Genomic DNA, 14,193 nt, shown 5'->3' on the forward strand with positions numbered 1-14,193 from the left:
GAACCCGCGGACCTCCCTCAGCCGATCCTCCGCAGGAACTCGGCGTTGACCTCCACGGGCCGGAAGCCGATCCGCTCGTTGATCGCGACCATCGGCCCGTTCACCTCCGAGTTGCTGGTGTGCACGCGGCGACGGTCCGGGTGTGCCCGCTGGACCGCGCGGAGGTTGTGCGCCTTGGTCGCCATCCCGAGGTGGTGCCCCCGGTGGTCCCGGCGGACCAGGGTCGCCCACTGGTAGACGTTCGGCTCGTCGACGCCGGCGGCGGGGACGACCAGCACCGAGTGCGCCACGGCCTCGGCGGCGTCGCCCTCCCCGACGGTCGCCACGGTCACGTACAGCGTCCGGCCCTGCGCGCGGGTCCGCTCCAGCCGGGCCCGGTAGGCAGCGACGGTCAGCGCCTCCTCCTCGAAGTCGATGTCGCCGGTCGGTGCGTCGAGGGCGAGCTGGTTGAGCAGGTGGACGTACGACGGCAGCAGAGCCTCGGGCGGCCCGCCGACGTGCGTCGTCACGGCGTACCCCTCGTGGTGCGCGGCGGCCTCCTCGGCCCACTTCCGGAGCAGCGCGTCGTCGACGGGCAGCTCGAGGACCCGGTGCATCTCGGTGTTGGCCAGGTCGAAGCCGTGCTTGGCGGCGAACCGCCGGTGGGGGTGGGACTCGTCGGCGTCCGCGGGGAAGTGGGACTCGCCGACCAGCACGGTGCGGTCCCGGTCGCGGGCCCGGTCGACGACGTGCCCGACCAGCGCGCTGCCGTAGCCGCGGCCCCGGTCACCCGGTGCGACGTGCACCTCGAAGTAAACCTTGTCGAGGTTGTCGTGGAGCGGGAAGAGCGCGTGCGCGGCGCCCACCATCACGCCGTCCTCGAAGACGCCGTGGGCCTCCCAGCTCATGACGCCGTCGTGCTGGCGGAACATGACCGCGGCCTCCTGCTCGCTCCACAGCGTGGCCAGCGGCCGCTCGTGGCGCGACGCCGCCTCCACGATCTCGTGGAAGGCGTGGAACTCGGTGTCGTCGTGCACGTCGACGCTGCGGATCTCCATGCCGAGAAGGGTAGGGAGCGTCCGGTGTCGCGGCATCCGGATTTCCGCGGCGCCGCGGGTCAGTCGTCCTCGACCTCGTGGTGGTGCGGCCGGCCGGGGTCGTCGTACGACGGCTCCTCGTCCCCGGCCCGGCACGCCTCGAGCTGCGCGCACACCGCCGCGCCGTAGAAGAGCGCCATCGAGGTGAGCAGCGCCCACAGCAGCAGCGCGAAGACGCCGCCGAGCGGACCGTAGATGCTCCCGAAGGAGTCGGCGGTGTGCACGTAGGCGGCGAGCAGGCCGGTGGCGGTCATGCTCAGCGTGACCGCGACCCCGGAGCCGAGCGCGAGCCAGGACAGGGACGGCTGGCGGCGGCGCGGGACGTGGTCGAGGACCACCGCGATCGCCAGCACCAGCAGGGCCAGGCCCGCCGGCCAGCGGGCGAGGTTCCAGACCAGCACGGCCCGGTCGCTCCACCCGTAGTCGGCGGCCATCGCCCGCGCGAACGCGCCGCCGGTGACCAGCAGCAGGAAGCCCAGCCCCACCGGCAGCGCGAGCAGGCCGGTCAGCACCGCCGCCCGGCCGTACTTCGCCGGCGCCTTGCGGTCGCGCCGGATCCCGTAGATCCGGTTGGTGCCGCGCTCCACCTGCGCCATCGCGGTGGTCATCGACACCAGCGCGAAGACCAGGCCGAAGCCGAGCGCGATCTCACCCGCCTCCTCGCTGGAGGCCTCGCCGACCACCGCGCCGGCCAGCGCGTCCTGCTGCCCCGACCCGGGGGAGACCGACTCGATGGTCCGGGCCACGACCCGCGAGGGCCGCTCGGAGTCGATGTCCGCGGCGAGCCCGGTCAGCGCGAGCAGGAACGGGACGACGGCCAGCGCCGCCTGGAGCGCGAGCGCCCGGCTGTGGCTGAAGCCGTCGCCGTAGCGGAACCGGACGAACGAGCTCACCGCCAGCCGGCGGAACCCCACCCGCCGGGCCACCCGCCAGGCGTCCCCGGCGTCGAGCTCGTCGCCGTCCATCTCGGTGGTCACCGGGACCGTGCGGGCGGTGGTCACCGGGTCAGAGCTTCCGCAGGCGCACGTAGCGCACCGAGTGGTCGGCGTCCTTGCGGAGCACCAGCGTCGCGCGGCTCCGGGTGGGCTGCACGTTCTGCTCCAGGTTCGGCCCGTTGATGGTGTCCCAGATCCGCCGGGACTCGGCGACGGCCTCGTCCTCGGAGAGGTCGCCGTAGCGGGCGAAGTACGAGGCGGGGTTGCGGAAGGAGGTCTCGCGCAGCCGCAGGAACCGGTCGGTGTACCAGCGGCGGATGTCGCCGGTGGCGGCGTCGACGTACACGGAGAAGTCGAAGAAGTCGCTGATCGCGAGCCCGGTGCGGCCATCCTCGCGCACCCGTGCCGGCTGGAGCACGTTGAGGCCCTCGATGATCACGATGTCGGGGCGCTTCACCACGACCTTCTCGTCGGGCAGCACGTCGTAGACGAGGTGGGAGTACGTCGGCGCCTCCACCTCGTCCTTGCCGGACTTGATGTCCATCACGAAGCGGAGCAGCGCCTTGCGGTCGTAGGACTCGGGGAAGCCCTTGCGGCCGAGCAGGCCGCGGCGCTGGAGCTCGGCGTTGGGGTAGAGGAAGCCGTCGGTGGTGACCAGCGAGACCGAGGGGTGCTCGGGCCAGTGCGCGAGCATCTGCGCCAGCACCCGGGCGGTGGTCGACTTGCCGACGGCCACCGACCCGGCGAGCCCGATCACGAACGGCGTCCGGGGCGGGTGCGGCCTGGCCAGGAACTCCTCCTGGGCCCGGTGCAGCTCGCCGGCGCTCTTCACGTAGAGGCTGAGCAGACGCGACAGCGGCAGGTACACCTGCTGCACCTCGTCGAGGTCCAGCTCGTCGCCGAGACCGCGGACCCGCTCGATCTCGTCGGCCGAGAGCGGCTGCTCCGTGGCGGCCCCGAGGGCGGCCCAGGCGTCGCGGTCGAGCTCGACGTACGGCGAGGACTCGCGGTCGCCGCCGTTGTGCGGGGCAGGGGGCATGCCCGGCATTGTTCCTCACACCGGGGCGAGCGGGGAGGGCGGGCCGAGAGCCCCGTCACGTGCCGCCGTTGCGCGGCAGGCGGGACGATCGGCCGCCGGTAAGGTGTGGCCCATGTGCGGAATCGTGGGATACGTGGGACCGAAGCAGGCGCAGGGCGTCGTGGTCGAGGGGCTCCGGCGCCTCGAGTACCGCGGCTACGACTCGGCCGGAATCGCCTTGGTCCATGCCGGCAGCATCGCCTCGGACAAGCGGGCCGGGAAGCTGGCCAACCTCGACAAGGCGCTCGCCGACAACCCCCTCCCGGAGGCCACGACCGGCATCGGGCACACCCGCTGGGCCACCCACGGCGCCCCCAACGACCGCAACGCGCACCCGCACCTCGGCCAGCGCCGTCGGGTCGCCCTGGTGCACAACGGGATCATCGAGAACTTCGCCCTGCTCCGCGCCGAGCTCGAGGACGCAGGGCACGACCTGCTCTCCGAGACCGACACCGAGGTGGCCTCCCACCTGCTCGAGGTCGAGCTGGCCGGCGGGGTGAACCTCACCGAGGGCATGCAGCGCGTGTGCCGCCGCCTCGAGGGCGCGTTCACCCTCGTCGCCGTGGACGGGGAGGACCCCGACCGGGTCGTCGCCGCCCGCCGCAACTCCCCGCTCGTCGTGGGCGTCGGCGACGGCGAGAACTTCCTCGCCTCCGACGTGGCCGCGTTCATCGAGCACACGCGCGAAGCCCTCGAGCTCGGCCAGGACCAGGTCGTCACGATCACCCGCGAGGGCGTCGAGGTCACCGACTTCCACGGCGCGCCGGCGGACGCGACGCCGTACCACGTCGACTGGGACCTCTCCGCGGCGGAGAAGGACGGCTACGACTGGTTCATGCGCAAGGAGATCTTCGAGCAGCCGCGCGCCGTCGCCGACACCCTGCTCGGCCGCCACGACGAGAACGGCGCCCTCCAGCTCGACGAGATCCGGATCAGCGAGGAGGAGCTGCGTGAGGTCGACAAGATCATCGTGATCGCGAGCGGCACCTCGTTCTACGCCGGCATGGTCGCGAAGTACGCGATCGAGCACTGGACCCGGATCGCCTGCGAGGTGGAGCTCGCTTCGGAGTTCCGCTACCGCGACCCGATCCTGACCCGGTCCACCCTGGTGGTGGCGATCAGCCAGTCCGGCGAGACCGCCGACACGCTGATGGCGATCCGGCACGCCCGCGAGCAGCGCGCCAAGGTGCTCGCGATCTGCAACACCAACGGCTCCACGATCCCGCGCGAGTCCGACGCGGTGATCTACACCCACGCCGGCCCGGAGATCGGGGTCGCCTCGACGAAGGGCTTCACCACCCAGCTCGTCGCCTGCTACCTGCTCGGGCTCTACCTGGCGCAGGTCCGCGGCACCCGGTACGGCGACGAGATCGCCCAGGTGGTCGACCAGATCCAGCACGTCCCCGACAAGATCCAGCAGGTGCTCGACCGGGCCGAGGAGATCTACGGGCTCGCCCGCCGGCTCGCCGACTCCCGCTCGGTGCTGTTCCTGGGCCGCCACGTGGGCTACCCGGTCGCGCTCGAGGGGGCGCTGAAGCTCAAGGAGCTCGCCTACATCCACGCCGAGGGGTTCGCGGCCGGCGAGCTCAAGCACGGCCCGATCGCCCTGGTCGAGGACCAGCTGCCGGTGTTCTGCGTGGTGCCCCCGCGCGGGCGCGACTTCCTGCACGACAAGATGATCAGCGGGATCCAGGAGGTCCGGGCCCGCGGCGCACGCACGATCGTGCTGGCCGAGGAGGGCGACGCGGTGGTCGAGCCGTACGCCGACGTGCTCATCCGGCTGCCGAGGGTCCCCACCCTGCTGCAGCCGCTGCTGTCCGTCATCCCGCTGCAGCTGTTCGCGCTCGAGCTGGCCGCGCACAAGGGGCTCGACGTGGACCAGCCGCGCAACCTCGCCAAGTCCGTCACGGTCGAGTAGCGGGGACCGCACCGTGATCCTCGGCGTCGGCATCGACGTGGTCGACATCGGCCGGTTCGACGAGACGATGCAGCGCACGCCGGCGCTGCGCGAGCGGCTGTTCACCGAGCAGGAGCGGTCCCGGCCCCTCGCCTCGCTGGCCGCCCGGTTCGCGGCGAAGGAGGCGCTCGCCAAGGCGCTCGGCGCCCCCGTCGGCATGCACTGGCTCGACGCCGAGATCGTCAGCGAGGCCACCGGGGACCCGCAGTTCGACATCCGCGGCACCGTGCTGGCCCGGGCCGAGCAGCTCGGGGTGCGCAGCGTGCACGTCTCGCTGTCGCACGACGCCGGGATCGCCTCCGCCGTCGTCGTCCTGGAGGACTGACCGGGTCCCGGTCGTCCGGAGGAGCGCGCGCCATGGCGCACGCTGGTACGGACGACCCGGTCTAGGGTGGGCTGATGCGGAACGCGCACACCGTCGAGCAGGTCCGAGCCGCCGAGGGACTCCTCCTCGACGCCCTTCCCGAGGGCACGCTCATGCGGCGCGCGGCCTCCGGCCTGGCCTTCGCGGTCCTCGACTTCCTCGGCGGCGGCTACGGCCGCCGGGTCCTGCTGCTCGTCGGCTCCGGCGACAACGGCGGCGACGCGCTGTACGCCGGCGCGGCGCTCGCCCGCCGCGGCGCGGGCGTGGAGGCGCTCCTGCTCGGCGGGGACACGGTGCACCGCCGCGGCCTGGCCGCGCTGCTCGCGGAGGGCGGCCGCGTGGTCGCTGACGTCGCGGGCGCGCACCTGCCCGACGTGGTCGTCGACGGGATCGTCGGGATCGGAGGCCAGGGCGGCCTGCGTCCCGACGCCGTCGCCGTCGTCGAGCACCTGCGCGGCGTCCCGGTCGTCGCGGTCGACGTGCCCTCAGGGGTGGACGTCGACACCGGCGAGGTCGCCGGCCCGCACGTCGAGGCCGCGGTCACCGTCACCTTCGGCACCCACAAGATCGCACACCTCGTCGACCCCGCCGCCCGCGCGTGCGGGGCGGTCCACCTCGTCGACATCGGCCTCGACCTGCCGCCCGCCCCGGTCCTCGCGCTCCAGGCCTCCGACGTCGCGGCGCTGCTGCCCGTCCCCGACGCCGCGGGCCACAAGTACACCCGCGGCGTGGTCGGCGTCCGCGCCGGGTCGGCGCAGTACCCGGGCGCCGGGGTGCTCTGCGTGTCCGGCGCCTCCACCGGGCTGGTCGGGATGGTCCGGTACGACGGGGGAGCCGACGCCCTGGTCCACGCCTGCCACCCGGAGGTCGTGGTCGGCGCCGGGCAGGTCCAGGCGTGGGTGGTCGGGTCCGGCGGAGGCGCCGACGCGGCGAAGGCCCTCGCGCGCTCCCGCGCGGACGGGGTCCCGCTCGTGGTGGACGCCGACGGCCTCGCCGCGGTGGACGGCCCGCTCGACGTGCCGGCGCTGCTCACCCCGCACGCCGGTGAGCTGGCCCGGATGCTCGGCGTGGACCGCGCCGAGGTCGAGGCCGCCCCGCTCCGGCACGCGCGCGCCGCCGCGGAACGGTTCGCGGCCGTCGTACTCCTCAAGGGCCGGCACACGCTGGTAGCCGAGCCCGGCGGGCGGGTCGCGGTCACCACGGTGGCGCCGCCCTGGCTCGCGACCGCCGGGTCCGGGGACGTGCTCGCCGGGCTGTGCGGGGCGCTGCTCGCGGCCGGCCTGACGCCGTTCGACGCGGGGGCCGTCGGGTCGTGGCTCCACGGCGCCGCCGCGGCGACCGCCGGGGCCGGCGGACCGGTGACCGCACCCGACGTCGCGGCCGCGGTGCCGACCGTGTGCCGGGCGCTGCTCGCCCCTTCCCACGTCTGACGCCGCGACGGTGGGAGGATGTACCCCGTCATGAGCACCCCTGCCCCGTCTCCACCGCGCGCCGAGATCGTGGTCGACCTCGACGCGGTCCGGCACAACGTCGCCACGCTGCGCGACGCCGTGGGCGGCCGCGCGCTGATGGCCGTGGTCAAGGCCGACGGCTACGGCCACGGGATGACCGAGGTCGCCCGGGCCGCCCGGGAGGCCGGTGCCGAGTGGCTCGGGGTCGCGGTCATGGAGGAGGCCCTCGCGCTGCGCGCCGCCGGCGACACCGGCCGGGTGCTGACCTGGCTCGCGGTGCCCGGCGAGGACTACCGGCCCGCGGTCGCGGCGGCGGTCGACGTCACGGCCTACTCCGTCGCCGAGCTCGACGAGATCCGCGACGCCGCCCGGGAGCTGGGCACGCCCGCCCGGGTCCAGCTCAAGGTCGACACCGGCCTGTCCCGCGGCGGCTCCACCGAGCAGGACTGGCCGGACCTGGTGCTCGCCGCCGTCGAGGCCGAGCGCTCCGGCGAGGTCACCGTCACCGGGGTCTGGTCCCACTTCGCCTGCAGCGACGAGCCCGACCATCCCGCCAACGCCGCGCAGGAGGCCGTCTTCCGCTGGGCCGTCGAGCTCGCCGAGCGGTCCGGCCTCACCCCCGAGGTGCGGCACCTGTGCAACTCCGCCGGCGCGCTCACCCGGCCCTCGGCCCGGTTCGACCTGGTCCGGTGCGGCATCGCGCTGTACGGGCTCTCCCCGGTCCCCGAGGTCAGCACGTCGGCCGAGCTCGGCCTGGTCCCGGCGATGACCGTGCAGGGCCGGTTCGCGATGGTCAAGGAGGTCCGTGCCGGATCCGGCGTGTCCTACGGGCACAGCTACGTGACCGCGCACGACACCACGCTCGGCGTGGTCCCGGCCGGGTACGGCGACGGGGTGCCCCGGCACGCGTCCTCCCGCGCCGAGGTGCTCGCGGCCGGCCGTCGGCGGACCATCGCCGGCCGGGTCTGCATGGACCAGTTCGTGCTCGACCTCGGGGACTCCGACGCGCAGGCCGGCGACCCGGTGGTGCTGTTCGGGCCCGGCGACGCGGGAGAGCCGACCGCGCAGGACTGGGCCGAGGCCTGCGGCACCATCAGCTACGAGATCGTCACCCGCATCGGAGGACGCATGCAGCGCAGGTACGTCGGCAAGCCCGACAGCCCCGAGACCCCCACCGGCCTCGTCGGCTCGTACGGGGAGGGCACATGAGCTCGCGCAGGCGCCGGCTGGCCGCCCTCGGCGCCGCCGCCGTCGGCACGGTGGCCGCCGCCGCGGTGGCCGGCGCGGTCGCGGAGCGCAAGCTCGTCGGCCGCCGCCGCACCGGCGAGGAGGGCGACGACTTCGGCGCGCTGCGCTCCGACCCCGTCGTCGTCGAGACCGAGGACGGGGTCCGGCTGCACGCCGAGGTGGACGAGGTCGACCCGGACGTCGCCGGCGGTGCGCCGGGTGCCTCCGTCGAGCCGACGCTGGTCTTCGTGCACGGCTACGCGCTCAACCTGGACTGCTGGCACTTCCAGCGCGCCCACTTCCGCGGCCGCCGGCGGATGGTCTTCTACGACCAGCGCTCGCACGGCCGCTCCGGCCGCTCCACGAAGCACCACGCCACGATCGAGCAGCTCGGCCGGGACCTGAAGACGGTGCTCGACGAGCTCGTCCCCGACGGCCCGGTCGTGCTCGTGGGCCACTCCATGGGCGGGATGACGGTCATGGCGCTGGCGGAGCAGGAGCCCGAGCTGTTCGGCGAGCGGGTCGTCGGGGTCGGCCTGATCTCCACCGCCGCGGGCGGGCTGCGCACCCACAAGGTGCTCCACCCGCTGCTGCCCGACCGGATCATGCGCCAGATCACCCCGCGCGCCATGGCCCTGCTCGCGCGGGCGCCCGGGCTCGTGGACGGCGCCCGCCGTACCGGCTCCGACGTCGGCTTCCTGGTCACCGGCAAGTTCGCGTTCGGCACCGAGGTGCCCGCGTCCTACGTCGAGTTCGTCGACGAGATGCTCGCGCAGACCCCCTTCGAGGTGCTCGCGGAGTTCTTCCCGAACTTCGACCTGCACGACAAGTTCTCGGTGCTGCACGCCTTCGAGAAGGTGGCGACCGTGATCGTGTGCGGCACCGACGACGTGATCACCTCGATCGGGCACAGCCGCAAGATGGCCGAGCGGATCCGCGGCGCCCAGCTCGTCGAGGTGCTCGACGCCGGGCACATGGCGCTCATGGAGCGCGCGGACCAGGTCAGCTCCGCCCTGGAGCGGATGGTCGCCGCGGCCGACGCCCACCAGCCCGGCTCGCAGTCGGCATGACCGGACGGACCGAGCGGTACGACGAGCGCGTCGGCGGACCCGACGCGGACGCCGGCTCCCTCGTCAGCGGGGCCGTCGCCGTGCACGAGGTCGGCGCCGGGCGCGCCGCCGAGGTGGTGTCGGTGATCCACGCCGGCTTCGGCGCCCGCACCCCGCTCGACCCGCCCTCGACCGCCACCGACGAGACCGAGGAGAGCGTCGCCCGCGTCCTCACCGACCACGGCGGGCTGCTCGCGGAGGCCGGTGGGCGGCCCGTCGGGGCGCTGCTCCTCGAGACCGGCGGCGACCTGCTCGGCCTGCGCCGGGTCGCGGTGCACCCCGACGCCCAGCGGATGGGCGTGGCCGGCGCGCTCGTCGGCACCGCCGAGCGGGTGGCCCGGGAGCGCGGGTACGCCGGGCTCCGGCTCGCCGCGCGCACCGAGCTGCCGGGGACGCTCCGGTTCTGGCGCCACCTCGGCTACGACCAGCTGTCCCGGGAGGGCACCACGGTGACCATGGCGAAGGCGCTGCCCGTGGAGAAGGAGGCCACCACCGCCGAGGAGGCCCGCGCCCTCGGGGCACGGCTGGCCACGTTGCTGCGCGCCGGTGACCTGCTGATCCTGACCGGGGACCTCGGGGCCGGCAAGACCACGTTCACCCAGGGCCTCGGCGAGGGGCTGCAGGTCCGCGGCGGGGTCACCTCGCCCACCTTCGTGATCGCCCGGGTGCACCCGTCGCTGGTCGGCGGCCCCGCGCTGGTCCACGTCGACGCCTACCGGCTCGGCGGCATCGACGAGCTCGACGACCTCGACCTCGACACCTCCCTCGACGAGGCGGTCACCGTGGTCGAGTGGGGAGAGGGGATCGCGGAGGGTCTGGCGGACACCCGCCTCGAGGTCTCCCTCACCCGCGCCCGCGGCGACGACGTACCTCCCGGGGACGGCGACCACGCCGACGACGTCGACCCCCGGCACGTCCGGTTCACGCCGGTCGGCGCCCGCTGGATCGGTTCGGGGCTGCGTGAGGCGCTCGCGTAACCTCGTCCCGTGCTTCTCGCCTTCGACACCGCCACCCCCGCCGTCACCGTCGCGCTGTTCGACGGGGAGCGGGTCGTAGCCGAGCGGACCATGGTCGACGCCATGCGCCACGGTGAGCTGCTCGCGCCCGAGATCGCGGCGGTCCTCGACGAGGCCGGCCTCGTCCGCCAGGACCTGACCGCGCTCGCGGTGGGCGTCGGCCCCGGACCGTTCACCGGGCTCCGGGTCGGCCTGGTCACCGCACGCACGCTCGCCTCGGTGCTCGAGATCCCGGTGTACGGCGTGTGCACGCTCGACGTGCTCGCCGCGGCCGCGGTCGACGACGGCACGGTGGCCGGCCCGTTCCACGTGGCCACCGACGCCCGCCGCAAGGAGGTCTACTGGGCGTCGTACGACGCCGAGGGCCGCCGGCTCGACGGGCCCGAGGTGGTCAAGCCCGCCACCGTCGCGACCGACGGCCCGGTCGTGGGGCGCGGCGCGCTGCTCTACCCCGACGCGTTCCCCGACGCCCGCGGCCCCGAGCACCCGAGCGCCGCGGTGCTCGCGCGAGTGGTCGCCGACGAGCGCGCGGAGCTGCTCGACCCCGAGCCGCTGTACCTGCGCCGTCCCGACATCGCCGAGCCGCACAAGCCCAAGCGGGTCTCGTGATCCTGCGCGACGCCACCTCGCGGGACGCGGCCGGCGTCGCCGCGCTCGAGCGGGACCTGTTCGGGGTCGACGCCTGGCCGCTGCCCGTCGTGGTCGGCGAGCTCGCCGGTGAGGACCGGGAGGCCGTCGTCGCGGTCGAGGGCGACACCCTGCTCGGCTACGCCTGCACCGCGCGCGGCGGGGAGGTCGTGGACCTGCTGCGGATCGCGGTGCACCCCGCACGGCGCCGGGAGGGGCTCGCATCACGGCTGCTGGCCGCCGTACGCGACCGGGCGGCGGAGGCCGGCGCCGAGCGGATGCTGCTCGAGGTCAGCGCGGCCAACGACGGGGCGCGCGCGTTCTACGCCCGCGAGGGGTTCGCGGAGATCGGCCGGCGCCCGCGCTACTACAAGGACGGCACCGACGCCGCGGTGATGCAGCTGCGGCTCGGCGGGAGAGAATGAGGACATGGCAGTGACCGACGGACCGCTGGTGCTCGGCATCGAGACCTCGTGCGACGAGACCGGTGTGGGGATCGTGCGCGGGCACACCCTGCTCGCCGACGCGGTGGCCTCGAGCGTGGAGGAGCACGCCCGCTTCGGCGGCGTCGTCCCCGAGGTCGCCTCCCGGGCGCACCTCGAGGCGATGGTGCCCACGATCGAGCGGGCCTGCGAGACCGCCGGGATCAAGCTGTACGAGGTCGACGCGGTCGCCGTGACCAGCGGCCCCGGTCTCGCGGGCGCCCTGCTCGTCGGGGTGGCGGCGGCGAAGGCGCTCGCGCTCGGCCTCGGCAAGCCGCTGTACGGCGTCAACCACCTGGCCTCGCACGTCGCGGTCGACCAGCTCGAGCACGGGCCGCTGCCGGAGCCGTGCGTGGCGATGCTGGTCAGCGGCGGGCACTCCTCGCTGCTGAAGGTCTCCGACGTGACCACCGGCGTCGAGCCGCTCGGCGCGACCATCGACGACGCGGCGGGGGAGGCCTTCGACAAGGTCGCCCGGCTGCTCGGGCTGCCGTTCCCCGGCGGCCCGCACGTCGACCGGGCGGCCCGGTCGGGCAGCAGCGTCGCCATCGACTTCCCGCGCGGTCTCACCTCCGGCCGCGACCTGGAGCGGCACCGCTTCGACTTCTCCTTCTCCGGCCTGAAGACCGCCGTCGCGCGCTGGGTGGAGGCCCGCGAGCGGTCCGGCGAGCCGGTGCCGGTGGCCGACGTCGCCGCGTCGTTCCAGGAGGCGGTCTGCGACGTGCTCACCCGCAAGGCGGTCGACGCCGCGGTCCGCCACGGCATCGACGACATCCTCATCGGGGGCGGCGTCGCGGCGAACTCCCGGCTCCGGGTGCTCGCCGAGGAGCGCGCCGCCGCGAAGGGGATCCGGGTCCGGGTGCCGCGTCCGGGGCTGTGCACCGACAACGGCGCGATGGTCGCCGCGCTCGGCTCCGAGCTGGTGGCCCGCGGCCGCCGGCCCTCGGCGCTCGACCTGCCCGCCGACTCGAGCCTGCCGGTCACCACCGTGGTGGTGTGACCGGCAGAACCCTGGGCGACAGCCGCGGCCGGGCTCAGGAGCGCGGGCGGTCCGCGAACCAGAGCGGCAGGTTCATCCCGATCGAGTAGGTGTCGGTGACCGCCTCGAGCCGGCCGTCGAGCTCCGCGCGCACCATCCGCGTCTCGTCGCCCTCCACGACGAGCGCCAGGACCGTGTCCGAGTCCTCCCAGACGGCGTTGCTGACCGCGGTGACCGTGCGCTTCGCGGAGGGGCTGAACTCCACGACCGGGTCGCCGCTCGCGGCGTCGAGGACCGCGAGGCCCGAGGGGCCGTACCCGTCGAACTGCGGGGGGCCCGCGATGACGAACCTGCCGTCGGGGCTGAACTCGAACAGCGCGTAGTCGCAGGTGTCCCACACCGTGTCGGTCGTGCTGACGGCGGGGTCCAGCACCCCGTAGCAGCCCGCGCCCTCCATGTCGTCGTAGGAGACCATGCCGGCGACCAGGCCGTTCGCCTCGGAGGCGGCCGAGATCCCCAGGAACCCCTGGAGCGGGACGGTGTGCGGGTCGGCGTCGTCCACCCCGAGGAACAGCTCGCCGTCCTCGGTCGAGAAGGCGACGGTGTCCTCGCCGGCGAAGCCGACCGGTGCGACCGTGCTGCCTCGTGGCGCGTCCCAGCTGATCGGCTCCCGCTCGTAGCCGGGCTCGCTCGGCGCGTCGACCACGACGGTGCGGCCGGCGACGTTGAAGTCGCGCTCGGAGTAGAGGACGCGGGTGCCGTCCGCGTTGGGGACGATGCCCGCCCCGCCGAGCGTGGTCCGCTCGACGTCCATGTCGGCGTCGAGGAAGACGTTCTCGTAACCGTTCTCCCCGCCGGCGAGCGCCAGCCAGCCGTCGAGGTACGGCGTGATCTGGGAGTACGCCTCCGGCAGGTCCACCGGCCCGTCCGGCGTGACCAGCGTCTTCTCGGCGTTGAGCACGTAGCTCACCCCGGGCTCCGCGCCGCGCGGCAGGTCCTTGATGCTGAGCGGGAAGGTCCCGTCGGGCCCGGGCGTCGGTGTCTCGGTGACCGAGGGGGTCGGCTGGTCCGCCGGGGGCGGAGCGCCGTTCCTGGTCGCGTCGGTCACCGAGAGCGCGGTGGGGACCGCGACGGCGAGCACCACCGCGGCCACGGTGCCGGCGACCGCGTTGCGGCGGCGCTGGATTCTGCGGGCCCGGGTGCGGACGTGGTCGAGGCCGAGCGGGTGGCCGCCCACGTCCTGGGAGCGGTCGCGCAGCTCGCGCGTCAGCAGGTCTCTCTCGTCGAAGTCGTTCATCGTTCCTCCTCCCCGTCCCGGGCGAGCATCGGCTGCGTGTGCACGCGCTGCCGCATCGACGCCAGCGCACGGCTGGCCTGCGACTTCACGGTGCCCACCGAGATGCCGAGGATGTCGGCGACCTCGGCCTCGGTGAGGTCCTCGTAGTAGCGGAGCACGATCACCGCGCGCTGCTTGCGGGGCAGGGTCTGCACGAAGTCCCACAGCGCCGACCGCTCACCGTGGTCGTGCCGGTCGGTCACGTGGGCCTGCTCGGGCAGCTCGTCGGTGGTGACCTCCTTGCGCTTCCACGCCCGGCGCCACAGCGAGTTGTTCTCGTTGACCATGATCCGGCGGACGTAGCCGTCGAGCAGCTCGCGCTTCTGCACCTTGTCCCACGAAAGGTAGAGCTTGGCGAGCGAGGTCTGCACGAGGTCCTCGGCACTGTGCCGGTCACCGGTGAGGAGGTACGCCGTCCGCAGCAGGCTCGGCTGGCGCGCGGCCATGTACTCCTCGAACTCCGCGTCGCGGGTGGACGTCGTGGCCCGGTCCATGCGCGTCACGACCCCCGTCTCGACTAGGCATTCCATCTGCTGCTCACCATCCTCTCCGGTTT

The 14,193-nt window shown here is 74.2% G+C and carries 14 protein-coding genes; 9 read left to right on the forward strand and 5 right to left on the reverse strand.

Annotation, left to right across the window (positions count from 1 at the left end):
- Window positions 1–17: 17 nt before the first annotated feature.
- Genes K1X13_RS08205 through coaA form a run of 3 tightly spaced genes read right to left on the reverse strand, consistent with a single transcriptional unit; the run spans window position 18 to window position 3,050 of the window.
- Complete coding sequence (locus K1X13_RS08205; protein WP_221024434.1) at window positions 18–1,037, reverse strand: GNAT family N-acetyltransferase; 1,020 nt, start codon at window positions 1,035–1,037, stop codon at window positions 18–20.
- 59 nt (window positions 1,038–1,096) lie between these two features.
- The gene (locus tag K1X13_RS08210) at window positions 1,097–2,077 is read right to left on the reverse strand and encodes a YihY/virulence factor BrkB family protein (RefSeq protein ID WP_221024435.1); all 981 of its coding nucleotides are present in this window, start codon (window positions 2,075–2,077) and stop codon (window positions 1,097–1,099) included.
- A gap of 4 nt (window positions 2,078–2,081) precedes the next feature.
- Complete coding sequence (coaA, locus tag K1X13_RS08215) at window positions 2,082–3,050, reverse strand: type I pantothenate kinase (protein WP_221024436.1); 969 nt, start codon at window positions 3,048–3,050, stop codon at window positions 2,082–2,084.
- 112 nt (window positions 3,051–3,162) lie between these two features.
- Here coaA and glmS point away from each other — a divergent pair, with 112 nt between their 5' ends.
- The 9 genes from glmS to tsaD all read left to right on the forward strand — a co-directional run bounded on the left by glmS (window position 3,163) and on the right by tsaD (window position 12,322).
- A complete protein-coding gene (gene glmS, locus K1X13_RS08220; RefSeq protein WP_221024437.1) occupies window positions 3,163–5,007 on the forward strand; it encodes a glutamine--fructose-6-phosphate transaminase (isomerizing) in 1,845 nt (614 codons plus the stop codon).
- Between the two features lie 13 nt (window positions 5,008–5,020).
- Complete coding sequence (locus tag K1X13_RS08225) at window positions 5,021–5,371, forward strand: holo-ACP synthase (protein WP_221024438.1); 351 nt, start codon at window positions 5,021–5,023, stop codon at window positions 5,369–5,371.
- A gap of 74 nt (window positions 5,372–5,445) precedes the next feature.
- Window positions 5,446–6,840: a bifunctional ADP-dependent NAD(P)H-hydrate dehydratase/NAD(P)H-hydrate epimerase gene (locus tag K1X13_RS08230; protein ID WP_221024439.1), complete on the forward strand. Its 1,395-nt coding sequence runs from the start codon at window positions 5,446–5,448 to the stop codon at window positions 6,838–6,840.
- A 30-nt stretch (window positions 6,841–6,870) separates the two neighbouring features.
- A complete protein-coding gene (alr, locus tag K1X13_RS08235) occupies window positions 6,871–8,070 on the forward strand; it encodes an alanine racemase (RefSeq protein ID WP_221024440.1) in 1,200 nt (399 codons plus the stop codon).
- A complete protein-coding gene (locus tag K1X13_RS08240) occupies window positions 8,067–9,158 on the forward strand; it encodes an alpha/beta fold hydrolase (protein WP_221024441.1) in 1,092 nt (363 codons plus the stop codon). Before alr ends, K1X13_RS08240 begins: the two co-directional genes overlap by 4 nt.
- Window positions 9,155–10,174, forward strand: a complete 1,020-nt coding sequence (tsaE, locus tag K1X13_RS08245) for a tRNA (adenosine(37)-N6)-threonylcarbamoyltransferase complex ATPase subunit type 1 TsaE (protein WP_221024442.1) — start codon at window positions 9,155–9,157, stop codon at window positions 10,172–10,174. Before K1X13_RS08240 ends, tsaE begins: the two co-directional genes overlap by 4 nt.
- A 9-nt stretch (window positions 10,175–10,183) precedes the next feature.
- The gene (gene tsaB / locus K1X13_RS08250) at window positions 10,184–10,822 is read left to right on the forward strand and encodes a tRNA (adenosine(37)-N6)-threonylcarbamoyltransferase complex dimerization subunit type 1 TsaB (RefSeq protein WP_221024443.1); all 639 of its coding nucleotides are present in this window, start codon (window positions 10,184–10,186) and stop codon (window positions 10,820–10,822) included.
- Window positions 10,819–11,265 carry a ribosomal protein S18-alanine N-acetyltransferase gene (gene rimI / locus K1X13_RS08255; RefSeq protein WP_221024444.1) on the forward strand — a complete coding sequence of 149 codons (447 nt, stop codon included), beginning with the start codon at window positions 10,819–10,821 and terminating at the stop codon, window positions 11,263–11,265. Before tsaB ends, rimI begins: the two co-directional genes overlap by 4 nt.
- Before the next feature lie 4 nt (window positions 11,266–11,269).
- Window positions 11,270–12,322, forward strand: coding sequence for a tRNA (adenosine(37)-N6)-threonylcarbamoyltransferase complex transferase subunit TsaD (gene tsaD / locus K1X13_RS08260; protein ID WP_221024445.1), 1,053 nt, complete (start codon window positions 11,270–11,272; stop codon window positions 12,320–12,322).
- 34 nt (window positions 12,323–12,356) lie between these two features.
- On the opposite strand, the gene K1X13_RS08265 is transcribed toward tsaD, so the two are convergent.
- Both K1X13_RS08265 and K1X13_RS08270 read right to left on the reverse strand, forming a co-directional pair.
- On the reverse strand, window positions 12,357–13,598 hold the full coding sequence (locus K1X13_RS08265) for a hypothetical protein (protein WP_221024446.1): 1,242 nt from the start codon (window positions 13,596–13,598) through the stop codon (window positions 12,357–12,359).
- Window positions 13,595–14,131: a SigE family RNA polymerase sigma factor gene (locus tag K1X13_RS08270; RefSeq protein WP_221024655.1), complete on the reverse strand. Its 537-nt coding sequence runs from the start codon at window positions 14,129–14,131 to the stop codon at window positions 13,595–13,597. The genes K1X13_RS08265 and K1X13_RS08270 overlap by 4 nt, the downstream gene beginning before the upstream one ends.
- Window positions 14,132–14,193: the final 62 nt, after the last annotated feature.

This window comes from Nocardioides jiangsuensis, from assembly GCF_019679455.1.
Taxonomy (GTDB): Bacteria; Actinomycetota; Actinomycetes; order Propionibacteriales; family Nocardioidaceae; genus Nocardioides_C; species Nocardioides_C jiangsuensis.